The 11,385-nt window shown below is 50.8% G+C and carries 11 protein-coding genes; all 11 read right to left on the minus strand.

The window, feature by feature from the left end:
• Positions 1-6: 6 nt before the first annotated feature.
• The gene (locus TREAZ_RS15805) at positions 7-1,497 is read right to left on the minus strand and encodes an aldehyde dehydrogenase family protein (RefSeq protein ID WP_169312646.1); all 1,491 of its coding nucleotides are present in this window, start codon (positions 1,495-1,497) and stop codon (positions 7-9) included.
• A gap of 79 nt (positions 1,498-1,576) precedes the next feature.
• Positions 1,577-2,332 (minus strand): carbohydrate ABC transporter permease, encoded by a 756-nt coding sequence (locus tag TREAZ_RS15810; protein ID WP_245535052.1) that lies wholly within the window; start codon positions 2,330-2,332, stop codon positions 1,577-1,579.
• A 115-nt stretch (positions 2,333-2,447) separates the two neighbouring features.
• Positions 2,448-3,338, minus strand: a complete 891-nt coding sequence (locus TREAZ_RS15815; RefSeq protein ID WP_015712905.1) for a carbohydrate ABC transporter permease — start codon at positions 3,336-3,338, stop codon at positions 2,448-2,450.
• Between the two features lie 74 nt (positions 3,339-3,412).
• The gene (locus TREAZ_RS15820) at positions 3,413-4,696 is read right to left on the minus strand and encodes an ABC transporter substrate-binding protein (RefSeq protein ID WP_015712906.1); all 1,284 of its coding nucleotides are present in this window, start codon (positions 4,694-4,696) and stop codon (positions 3,413-3,415) included.
• Positions 4,697-4,826: 130 nt separating this feature from the next.
• Positions 4,827-6,248, minus strand: a complete 1,422-nt coding sequence (locus TREAZ_RS15825) for an ATP-binding protein (RefSeq protein ID WP_015712907.1) — start codon at positions 6,246-6,248, stop codon at positions 4,827-4,829.
• Entirely contained in the window at positions 6,248-7,066 is an 819-nt protein-coding gene (locus TREAZ_RS15830; protein ID WP_015712908.1) for an RnfABCDGE type electron transport complex subunit B, read from the minus strand. The genes TREAZ_RS15825 and TREAZ_RS15830 overlap by 1 nt, the downstream gene beginning before the upstream one ends.
• Before the next feature lie 10 nt (positions 7,067-7,076).
• A complete protein-coding gene (locus tag TREAZ_RS15835) occupies positions 7,077-7,652 on the minus strand; it encodes an electron transport complex protein RnfA (RefSeq protein WP_015712909.1) in 576 nt (191 codons plus the stop codon).
• Positions 7,652-8,281: an electron transport complex subunit RsxE gene (rsxE, locus tag TREAZ_RS15840; protein WP_015712910.1), complete on the minus strand. Its 630-nt coding sequence runs from the start codon at positions 8,279-8,281 to the stop codon at positions 7,652-7,654. Before rsxE ends, TREAZ_RS15835 begins: the two co-directional genes overlap by 1 nt.
• The gene (locus TREAZ_RS15845) at positions 8,278-8,886 is read right to left on the minus strand and encodes an RnfABCDGE type electron transport complex subunit G (RefSeq protein ID WP_015712911.1); all 609 of its coding nucleotides are present in this window, start codon (positions 8,884-8,886) and stop codon (positions 8,278-8,280) included. The genes rsxE and TREAZ_RS15845 overlap by 4 nt, the downstream gene beginning before the upstream one ends.
• The gene (locus TREAZ_RS15850) at positions 8,883-9,896 is read right to left on the minus strand and encodes an RnfABCDGE type electron transport complex subunit D (protein WP_015712912.1); all 1,014 of its coding nucleotides are present in this window, start codon (positions 9,894-9,896) and stop codon (positions 8,883-8,885) included. Before TREAZ_RS15850 ends, TREAZ_RS15845 begins: the two co-directional genes overlap by 4 nt.
• 12 nt (positions 9,897-9,908) lie before the next feature.
• Positions 9,909-11,315 carry an electron transport complex subunit RsxC gene (gene rsxC, locus TREAZ_RS15855; RefSeq protein ID WP_015712913.1) on the minus strand — a complete coding sequence of 469 codons (1,407 nt, stop codon included), beginning with the start codon at positions 11,313-11,315 and terminating at the stop codon, positions 9,909-9,911.
• Positions 11,316-11,385: the final 70 nt, after the last annotated feature.

The raw sequence follows: 11,385 nt of genomic DNA on the forward strand, positions 1-11,385 counted from the left end.
CAAAATTCATTTCTCCCAATACCGTAAAAATATTCTTATCAGGCGGGGAATCGCCTTAACACGCGTAACAAAACCGGGTCCTGCCAGGAAATCCGCTATGGCACCGATGCCTTTATAAACCTTTTCGGAATAGGGCTGCCACCAGATATCCCGTTTTGCGCCGGGGAGTATGTCATCCACAATCACCTGGGTTTTCAGCATCTCCTTAAAGCCATTTTCGCCATGGGTCTTCCCAAGGCCGGAATCGCCAAACCCGCCCCAGGGTGTTTCCGAAAGCCCATGGGACATAAGATGATCGTTTATCATTACAGCCCCTGCATTAATGCGGGCCGCCAGTTTTTTCGCCTTTGAATGATTACGGGACCACACTGAAGACGTGAGGCTGTAGGAAGAAGCATTGGCAATACGCACTGCTTCTTCATCATCAGTAAAAGGAACAACAGCGGCAACAGGTCCGAATACTTCTCCTGCCAAAATCGGCATTTCAGAATTTACATTGATGAGAACCATGGCCGGTGCATATAAACTTTCATCATCAAAGCTTCCCGGGCTTTGGGCCGCGATTTGAGCTCCCTTATCAAGGCAGGTATCAACCGATTTTTTTACTGCAACTTTTTGCTTAAGGGAAACCATGGGCCCTAAATCGCAATCAAAATTATCACCCGGCCGCAGAGCTTTAACTTTTCCGCAGAATTTCTCCATAAAGGCAGTATATATATCCCGGTGTACCAGTATGCGCTGAATGCCGCCGCAGGATTGGCCTGTATTGGAAAAAGCCGCCCAAATTATGCCGGACGCGGTGCGATCAAGATCCGCATCAGCGCAGACTATGGCTGCATCGGCGCCGCCCAATTCCAGCACCAGAGGAAGCAGCCTGGGCGCAGCCAGGGCCATGAGCTCCCTACCCACTGCAGTTGAACCGGTGAAGAAAAGCTTATCCACACCGCCGCTGATAAAGGCAGGGCCCGCCTCGCTGCCCGGAAGTTCAATGTACCCGAAAAGCCCTTCGGGGAGTTCGGCAGCTTTAAAAATTTCATCCAAAGCCCGTCCAACCCCGGGGGTAGCGGAAGCCACCTTCAGCATAACCCCGTTACCCGCAAGCAGAGCCATGACAACTTCGGAAAAAGGTATGGAAAAGGGATAGTTCCAGGGGGAGATAATTCCTACCACCCCCCAGGGTTTATAAACAAGGCGGCTTCTTTTGTTGAACATGAGAATATTTCCGCCCCCCACAGAACGGGAGGCCATAAGAGGCCGTCCTCGTTTGGTATAGTAGGGGATAGCCATGAGGGCAGGAATTATTTCAGCTGCAAGGGCATCCATGAGGAGTTTGCCGTTTTCTTTGTGTATGATTTGAGTTATTGCGTCGCGATGATTTCCAAGATAACGTGCTGCCTTTTTAAGGCGCTCTGCCCGTTCCTTGAAGGACAATTCTCCCCAGATCGCCTGGGCTTTCCGGGCTTTTTCGATCAGGGCCGGTATATCCAAAGTGCTCATGACTGCCCGCCGATATCTTTCATAAGCAGGATTATACCATTGGTTGAAAAAAAGCGAAACCATGCCGGAACATTTCGTGTCATCCCTTCAATCCGGTGGTGGCGATACCCTCGATAAAATACCTTTGGCAGAGGAAGAACAAAATGACAACGGGCAATACTGCCAAACAAGACATGGCCATTATATTTTTCCAAATTATCACGGTTTCCGCATCCATGGTCAGCCGTAACGCCAAAGAAACGGGGAATTTCTTCACGCTGTTGACATAAATCAGGGGATTGAAATAGTCGTTGTATGTCCATAAAAACTGCAGCAAACCCGCCGAGAACAGGGCAGGTTTAAGCAGAGGCAGCAAAATGCTTATAAGAGTCCTAAAAGAACCGCAGCCATCCATACGCGCCGATTCATCAAGCTCCCGCGGAATGCCGCGTATAAACTGCACCAGCATATAGGTGAAGAATGGATAACAGGCAAAAACAGCCATCAGATAAAAGGGGCTGAAACTGTCGAGCGTATTGAGGGTAAGAAAAATAGAATAACGGGGAATAAGCAAAATGGAATTGGGAAGCATAAGCGTTGAAAGTAAAACAAGGAACATAATCCTTTTCCCTTTGAACTCGAAACGGGCAAAGCCATAAGCGACAAGGGTGCTTGATATGACCGTAAGCAATGCGGTTGGTATTACAAGCAGAAATGAATTGCTAAAGAATCTGGTAAAAGTATTGTTGGCAACGCCTTTCCAGCCATCGCGGTACGCATTAAAGTTAAATTCCCGGGGGAACAAATTGATCTCTGAAAATATTTCACTATTTGTTTTAAAACTGGCAAAAAACATCCACAACAGAGGATAACACAGTATAACCGCAACAAGGATCAAAATGATATACGAATATGCTTCCTTTATATATTTCTTCGATTTTGACGTCATCGCGGTTTTACCTCCGTCCCCTTTAGCTTTGATCGCTGTAGAAAACCCAGTATTTCTGGCTGGAGAATAATCCCAGGGTAAAAAGGGCCACCAATAAAAAGATAAGCCATGATGTCGCGCTGGCGTATCCCATTCTCCAGAACACGAATCCGTCATTGTACAGCTTTAATCCAAGCATATAGGTGGATTTCAGCGGCCCGCCGCGGGTAATCACGAAGGCAGAAGTAAAATTCTGCAAGGCGTTAATTGTCTGAATGATAATACAGAAAAAAAGGATAGGCGAGATATACGGCAGGGTAATACTGAAAAAACTCTTTACTCTGCCGGCGCCGTCAATGCGCGCGGCCTCATACAGAGCGGAGGGCACTTGCTTCAGCGCGGCCAGAAACATGACCATTGAAGAACCGAACTGCCATACCTCCAGCAGGCTCAATGTCGGAAGGGCTGTTTTGGGATTACCCAAAAACGAAACGGTGGGAAAACCAAATAAGTTTATCCAGCTATTAACCATTCCCTGATCCATAAACATAACCCGCCAAAGGATGGAAACCGCGACGCTGCCTCCAAATAAGGAAGGTAGATAGTAGGCGGTGCGCAATATGCCGATTCCTTTTTTGGCTTTGTTCAGCAGCATGGCAATGAATAACGACATAAGCAGTTTGAACGGCACTGTGTAGATCACATAGAGCAGGGTTACCTTTAAGGATATCCAAAACTCGGCGTCTTTGGTAAACAGTTCGATATAGTTGCCAATACCGGAAAATCCGGGCTTTCTTAATGGATTATAATCGCAAAGAGCATAATAAAACGAAATGACAAAGGGATACAACTGCAGTACCACTGTGCCGACAAGCCACGGCAGCAAATAAAGATAAGCTGCATTATTCATCCTGGTCAGGCTTCTGGCTTTCACAATGGCTTCCTTATCTCCAATTTAACCGGTCTCATGAAGGGGCGCCAGGTTTGGGAACCCCTTCATGGCCCCGGTTATCTACTGCGCGCGAGGAAGGCGTTGAGCTGTTCAACTACATCCCTGGCAGCTGTGGCAGGGGTTTTTGATCCGTAGGAAACCGCCTCGTAAGCGTCGAGCAGAATCTTTGTGGGTTCGGCGGACGTGGTCAGTCCGGCATCGCTTCGGCCATTGTAGGTGATACTCCTTGCCACGGAAGCTGCTGTAAGCTTATTGAGTACCCCTGAGTCGGTCACAATTTTTTGCGCCATAGCTGTGGGCGGTACGGACCGGACTGTCCCGAGTATCTTGGCGGCCTCTTCCGAATTAAAGAAGAAATCCAGGAACTTGGCAGCTTCCTCAGGGTATTTGGTATTCGCGTAAATGCCCATATACTGGGGAGTGTCGTTAAACCAGGCGTCGCTCTTGCGGTTTGCCAAAAGCGGCAAGGCTCCCGCAACATACTCAACAGAAGGATTGGCGGCTTGCACTACTTCGGCGCTGGATGAGTAACCAACATGGGCGACATATTTACCGGCAATCCAGTTGGGATCATTCTGATCCTGGTTGCCGAAAGGCGCCTTGTAGGCGGCAGGCGCGGCGGTTCCTGACTTATACAAGCGGTCAATGAGATCAAAGCACTGGGTAAACTGCGCTTCGGTCATATTGAGAACCTTCTTCGCGTCGTCAATTATTGGGGCACCGTTGAGCTGACGGGCATAAGCGCGGACAAAAAAAGGCATCGAATGCTCGGCATTGGCTGACAGCAGGTAAATCGTTGGATCGTAGGCGCGCACTTGCTGGCCCCAGACGATTAGCTGTTCCCAATCAAACTGTTTGGTAAGATCGATGCCGATCTTATCGGCCAGCGTCTTGTTGACAACGAGGGCGGTACCCGCCATGCCGGTCGGGATCGCATACTGGCTGCCCGTACCGAATTGACCGTTTGTTACCAGAAAATTGCTGTCAAATTTATCGAATTTGATGGAAGAAAGCTTGGAGAGGTTATTCAGAACCCCCAGCTTTTGATATTCCGGACCGGCTCCGGTTTCAATTTGAAAAATATCCGGAGCGGTTCTCGAGGCAAATTCCGTTGTTTTTTTCTCGTTGTAGCCGGTTTGCGCGCCGTACTCGGGCTCGATCTTGATGTTGGGATTGGCTTTTTCAAACGCAGAAATAACAGCCAATGTGGCTTCATGGCGCGCATCGGTGCCCCACCATGAAAAGCGTAATGTAACCGGCCCGTTCTGGCTGCTGCCGCTGGCAAACACCACACCGGCGGCCATAATAAGGACTAGTACCAAAAAAAGCGTCTTTTTCATAAACTTCCTCCTCAAAAGAAAAAATGAAAAATTTTCAACCCATTACAAGGCTGTCCTGATAATTATGAGGTCGCTCATCTGTTCTGTCAAGTTTTTTCTCGCATTTTAGTTGTAGGAAATAGTGCGAAATCTATTCCCAGGGGAAACCTTCACCCCCAGCTATCCAGTCCACGTATTGGGTTGCTGTCCTTGGAGACCGCCCGTTGAACCAGCGCTCCCAGCGCAAAGCATTTTCGCGGAAGAACCTGCGCTTTTCGTCAGCTACAGGGGAAGGATCATCGGCCTGGCTCTTGAGGAGTCCCCGTCTTTGGGCGATGAAGGCTGCGATGGAAATATACTCCTCCTGATCAGGGGTGGTGTAAACCACGGTGAGTCCAAAACGGTCTGCCAGGGAAAGCTGTTCCTGCATGGTATCGAAGCTCCTGGGGTCCCCGCTCGGCGGCCTGTCCGCATTGTTCTCTTTTACCAGATGTCGCCGGTTGGTGGTTGCGTAGATCACTGTATTTGAAGGGCGGGTTTCTACAGCTCCTTCGAGCAGGGCTTTGAGGTTGGTAAAAGAATCATCCATATTCTCGAAGGCAAGGTCATCAATAAAAATGATGAATTTAAGCCCCCTGCCTGAAAGGCAATCCATGATGGCCGGAAGTTCATCAAGCTGTTCTTTGTGAACTTCAAGCAGCCTCAACCCCATATCCGCATATTCGCTGCACACCGCTTTGACTGTGGCGGACTTGCCTGTCCCCCTGTCGCCGTAGAGGAGAAGATTATTGGCAGGTTTCCCGCTGATAAAGCGCCTAGTATTGGAAACCACTATTGAACGCTGATCCTCATAGCCCGAAAGATGGGACAGCCTTATGGGATCGGGCTTTGCAATGGGCCGCATATTCTGACATTCTGAAACCCAGCGGAAGCAGGAATTAAAGCCCAACTCCCCTGCGCCATGATTTTGAAGATGCTCTGCAAAGGCAGGGAGGGATGCAGCCCAATCTTTATCCCAGGGGAATATTCCGGGGATCTGAATCAACTCGTCTTTATCGGCAGCTCCGGCCTTTTCAGGCTTACCCAATACCGCGCCCTCGGCTTCAAGGGCGTCAGCCTGTACCACAAGACCTCCGGCACGCAGCAATACTGCAATATAGAAAGCAAGAGCCGGTATGTCAAAAACAGCAATTCTGCCAAGCCGGGAAAGATCATTGGCAGCCGCAACAGCAAGAACGCTGTTCTGTTTGCCGGACGAAAACCGGGAATTTTCCGCATTAAGCGTAAAAGTGTTTTCATCTTTCAGTATTAAGCGTATTACTGCGGAAGAGAAAGAGCCATGCCCGCTCTTTATAAAAAAATCCAAAAATTCTGCCCAGGTCCCAATGATTTTCAGCATGATTTTTTTAACGTTAAAAAATCTGCCCTCCGGGGATTCGGACATATCATATTTTTCCAGGGCAGCAAGCAGCCTTCCAAAAGAGCGGATCAATGGATCGTGCCGCAGATTGCTAAACACCGAGAGGCCGGAAATATCCGCCAATGTCCTTGAGACAGAATCTATAACATCCATCAAGCTGTTACTATAATATCTTTTTCGATAAGCTTAATCGCCTTGGTTGGGCATTTTGCAACACAGGTACCGCAGCTTGTGCAGCGGGTATAATCAACAACAGGAATTCCGTTCTGCATGACAATGCACTGCTCGGGACAATTCTTGACGCAGAGTTCGCATTTGATGCACCCTGCCTTGCAGGCCTTGATGACCGCGCCTTTGGCAAGGGTATGGTTGGAACAAAGGGTCATGGCGCCCTTGCCGCTGGAGGGGACGCCCCGGAGCAGCCACTGGGGGCACTCGGCAATACAGCGCTTGCAATGGGTGCATTTGCTGTAATCGATCTTGGGAAGCCCGTCTTCACCTATGCTGAGGGCGCCGAATTTGCAAACTTTTACGCAATCGCCGAAGCCTATGCAGCCCCAGGGACATATCTTGCTGCCTCCTGCTGCTACTTTAGCGGCCCTGCAGCTTTTTGCGCCTACATATTCACCCTTGAGCTTGGCTTTCTCTTTTGTTCCCTGGCAGGCAAGGACCGTTACCATGGGGATCATGTTGGCCTCAACCCCCAAAAGAGCCGACAGTTTTTCTGCTACTGCCTTGCCGCCCACTGAACAGCTGTTGATGCCCGCTGTTTTGGATGCTATTGCCGCTGCGTAGCCATCGCAGCCGGGGAAGCCGCAGGCCCCGCAGTTGGCGCCAGGAAGCGCTTCACGCACCTGAAGCTTGAGGGGATCTTCGGAGATCGCGAAGACCTTCTTGAAGAAGCCCAAAGCTACGCCGAGTATAAAAGCAAGGAGAGCCGCAAAAATAGCGGTTATAAGTACTATGTTCATATCAATATCCTTATTTTACCAAACCGCTGAAGCCCATAAAGGCCATGGAAATGAGGCATGCGCAAACAAACAGTATGGGCGTACCTTTTAAAAATGCCGGAATGGGACTGGTTCTGATACGCCGCCGTATTCCTGAAAGGAGGAGCAGGGCCAGGAGAAAACCAAGGGCAACACCGACTGCATATACCAGAGATTCAACAAACGTAAAATCTTTGGAGATATTGGCCAGAGTTACATAGAGTATGGCGCAGTTAGTGGTGATGAGGGCCAGGTATATGCCCATGGAATTGTAAAGGCCCGGCGCGCTCTTTTTAAGGTAGAACTCCACAAGCTGCACCAATGCGGCTATAACCAGAATAAAAGCCAGAGTCTCCAAAAATTTGAGGCCCAGGGGTTCAAGGATGAAACGATAAATAGGCCAGGTAACGCAGGTCGCAAGAACCGTAACAAAGGTAACTGCAAGACCCATTCCTATTGATTTATCTTCATCGGTACTCATTCCGATAAAAGGACAGAGGGCAAGAAAGCTCATAAAAACAATATTGTCGATGAGAAAGGCCTTGATAAAAATGCTGAAGAGGTTCATCAGTGGCACCCCGCTTTATTCTGATCAACAGTATTACTGCTAATTCTCGATCTAAGGAAAAGACCAAAGCTCATAAAAAGGCCGAAAACAAGAAATCCGCCGGGAGGCAGAGCAAAGAAAAGTATGGGCGTATAGCCCGAGCCCAGCACATTGTAGCCCAGTATGGAACCGTTGCCCAAAATTTCGCGGACCAGCGAGATTGCCACCAGCACCCAGGTGTAGCCAAGACCCATGCCCAGACCATCGGGAATAACGTCAATAATGGGCTGCTGGGAGGCAAATGCCTCGACACGCCCCATGATAATGCAGTTTACCACGATAAGGGGGATAAAAAGCCCCATACTCGCCGACAGATCGGGAAAATACGCCTGAAGCACATAATCAATGATCGTGGTAAAAGCTGCGATTATAATGATGAAAATCGGGATACGCACCGACGAAGGAATCAATTTCCTGAAAAGGGAAATAAACAGTTCAGACATCATCAGGACAAAGGTCATGGAAAGCCCCATGCCGATACCGTTGGCAACATTGGTGGTAACTGCCAGGGAAGAACAGAGGCCAATCATGAGAACCAAAAGGGGATTCTCGTTTACAAGGCCGTTGGTAAATATCTTCCAGAATTTCATTTTAAAGCCCCCTCGGCCTCAAGCCACTTCCTGCCTGTTTCCCCCGCCACATTCACCAGGAGGGAAACAGCCCTGCTTGTAATGGTTGCGGCGGTTATGGCTTCCACTGCGCCTCCATCTTTCGTGACCTTGATGCCGCCGTCAGCAGCCATGCCCGTGAACTGCCCATAAAAGGTCTTTTGGTTCGCGGGCTTGTCCACAAAATACCCCGGAGAAGCAGCATTGGCGCCAAGCCCCGGAGTGTCCGTATCTTTGAGTATCCTCACACCCGTGATTTCCCCGTCGGAACCTATGCCTACAAGGGCCTGAATGACATCGCTAAAACCATTGTCCTGAGCAATAAGGGCTATGCCGGCAACAGTATTCCCCTTCCTGGCTCTATAAGCCGAAGTAAAAGCAACAGCGCTATCACCGCTCCCTGGAATATTCGTGATTTCTTCAAACTCAGAGTTTTCGCCAAAAACAGCTTTTAGGGCAATATTGAGCTGGGCAGTCTGGTTCGCTCTGATCTGCGCTTCGGTTCCTGCATATACAAAAGCAAGGCCGACGCAGGCAACAGTGGCAAAAACCATGAGGGTCAGGGCCAGCTTTAATATGTCTTTCACTTGGCGCCTGCCTTTGCCGCATCGGCGGCAGCCGGCTTCCTGGGCTGAACCCAGCCGTACTTCTTCTGAATCAGCCTGTTAAGGAACGGGGTAGCGGCATTCATAATGAGTATTCCGTAGCTGACCCCCTCGGGGTAATTGCCCCACTGGCGTATCAGCACCGTGATGAGGCCCGCGCCAAACCCGAAAATAAGCTTGCCTGTGGCGGTAACCGGCGCGGATACATAATCGGTCGCCATAAAGACTGCGCCGAAAACAACGCCGCCGCTCAGTATTGCTGCCAAGGGGTCTCTTCCCAACAGAAACGAAAACGCAAACACTGTCGCTGTCATAACAACAGGAGCCCGCCAGTCGATTATCTTTTTTAACAGCAATACTGCGAAACCTAACAGTATTAGTACTATCGAGGATTCACCGATGCTGCCCGCATGGGTTCCGAGAAAGAGGGTTTTTACAATAGCGCCGTAACTATCCCCCAGGACGGAAAGGCTCCCCCCTGACTTGATGATCCTCAAGGGTGTTGCAGCGCCCACCGCATCCACTGCCCCAAAAAAAGAGGGGTTCTGCCAAGTAGTGGCGGCAGCAGGAAAGCTCATAAGGAGGAAGGCCCTGCCAATCAGGGCCGGGTTAAACACATTCGCCCCAAGGCCGCCGAAAAATTCCTTGGCTACGACAATGGCGAAAATTGACCCCAGGGCGGTCATCCACAGGGGAAGGCCCGGCGGAATTATCAGGGCCAGCAGCAATCCCGTTACCGCGGCAGAAAGATCCCCGTTGCGCAGTTCCTGTTTGGTTATCTTGCGGAAGGCAAATTCAGCGAACTCTGCGGCCGCTATGGAAACCACTATGTTCAACAGGGCCGGGATGCCAAAAAGCGCAACCCCGAAGATCGCCGCAGGGGCAATTGCCGCCAAAACCCAGGCCATGATGACACGGCCGCCGACAGGCGAAGCAATGTGGGGGCTTGAAGATAGAAGCAGAAGAGGCGCTTCAGCCTTGGTATCGGACATAAGAATATCTCCTTAGGATTTTGCGTTTGAAGCCGGGGCGGCCGGCGCCGCAGCAGTCTGGGCCTTGGTCTGAGCCGCCTGGGCAGCCTGTACCTTAAGGCGAAGCCTCTGCTTGCCCACACGGAAACGCTGGGTCAGCTTGATCCTGGCAGGGCACACATAGGTGCAGGCCCCGCATTCAAAACAATCCATGAGGCCCACCTTAACCGCTTCGTCCAGGTCTCCGGCCTCGATGGCATTGTTCATGATCACCGGGCTCAGCTTGCAGGAACAGTTGCGTATGCAGCGCCCGCAGCGCAGACAAGGCCCCTCGGCATCCAGCCAGGTTTCTTCTTCGGTCATGAGGATGATACCGCTGGTGTTCTTCTGAATGGGTATGTTGAGAGTAGGAACCGCAGTGCCCATCATGGGGCCGCCAAAGAGGACTTTCCTCAATTTTGAATAATCAATATCCATAAATTGGGGCGGAAGGTCGGTCAGTATAGTGCCAATGGGCGCCCGGATGTTTTTGGGCAGCTTGCATGCCCCGCCCGACACGGTGAGATCCCGGTCGATAAGGGGCTTCCCAAGGGTAAAGGCCTCGGCGATGGCCACGAGGGAGCCTACATTGGAAACGATGCAGCCGGCATCCATGGGGAGGCCGCCCGAAGGCACTTCCCTGCCCATGAGGGCTTTAATAAGGAGCTTTTCACTGCCCTGGGGATAGAGAGTCCTGCAAAGGCCCAGGGAAATGTCCCCGCCGTATCCGCCAAGCCTCAGTTCCTGTTCCAGCATGGGGATAAGCTTGGCCTTGTTGTCTTCCATGCCAATAATGGCTTTGCCCACGCCGGTCAACTTCATCACGATGGCGAGGCCCTTTATCAAAAGGTCGGGCTTCTCGGTCATCAAGGCTTCGTCGGTGGTGAGGTAAGGTTCGCACTCGGCGCCGTCGGCAATAATCACATCGATGGGCTTGTTTGGGGGAGGCGAAAGCTTGACATGGGTGGGGAATCCTGCGCCGCCCATGCCCGTAATCCCCGCGTCCCGTATGCGCTGAAGAGCTTCTTCCTTTGTACAGGCAAAGGGGTCCAGAGGGGGCATAAAATCAGTTTCATCCGAAACCCCCTCCTCTGCTTCGATTATGATGCAGGGCCCCTCGGTATTATTGGACTGGAGCCGGTTTTCAATCTTTTTGACTATGCCGCTGATGGACGCATGAACCGGCACAGTCATGGGGCCCGGGGCGGCGCCTTCGGCTATACGCTGGCCCCGCTTCACTTTGTCGCCCACGTTTACAAGGCTTTTGTTGGGGGCGCCAAAATGCTGATTGATGGGAATCACCACTTGTTTGGGCAGGGGCGCCAGTTCTACCGGAAAGCCCTCAGTGGCATGCTTCCGGGTATTGAGCCTCAATCCCCGTTTAAATGTACTTACCGCCATTCACGGCTTCTCCTTGAACCTTCGGTGGAGGTTCCCTCTAAATCAACATCGAATGTTTGCCTATTATAAT

This window comes from Leadbettera azotonutricia ZAS-9 (assembly GCF_000214355.1).
GTDB lineage: Bacteria > Spirochaetota > Spirochaetia > Treponematales > Breznakiellaceae > Leadbettera > Leadbettera azotonutricia.

Coding starts and splice junctions, on each gene's coding strand:
- TREAZ_RS15805 (WP_169312646.1), bottom strand. CDS start 1,497: ATGAGCACTTTGGATATACCGGCCCTGATCGAAAAAGCCCGGAAAGCC.
- TREAZ_RS15835 (WP_015712909.1), bottom strand. CDS start 7,652: ATGAACCTCTTCAGCATTTTTATCAAGGCCTTTCTCATCGACAATATT.
- TREAZ_RS15825 (WP_015712907.1), bottom strand. CDS start 6,248: ATGGATGTTATAGATTCTGTCTCAAGGACATTGGCGGATATTTCCGGC.
- TREAZ_RS15850 (WP_015712912.1), bottom strand. CDS start 9,896: ATGTCCGATACCAAGGCTGAAGCGCCTCTTCTGCTTCTATCTTCAAGC.
- rsxE (WP_015712910.1), bottom strand. CDS start 8,281: ATGAAATTCTGGAAGATATTTACCAACGGCCTTGTAAACGAGAATCCC.
- TREAZ_RS15830 (WP_015712908.1), bottom strand. CDS start 7,066: ATGAACATAGTACTTATAACCGCTATTTTTGCGGCTCTCCTTGCTTTT.
- rsxC (WP_015712913.1), bottom strand. CDS start 11,315: ATGGCGGTAAGTACATTTAAACGGGGATTGAGGCTCAATACCCGGAAG.
- TREAZ_RS15820 (WP_015712906.1), bottom strand. CDS start 4,696: ATGAAAAAGACGCTTTTTTTGGTACTAGTCCTTATTATGGCCGCCGGT.
- TREAZ_RS15810 (WP_245535052.1), bottom strand. CDS start 2,332: ATGTTTTTTGCCAGTTTTAAAACAAATAGTGAAATATTTTCAGAGATC.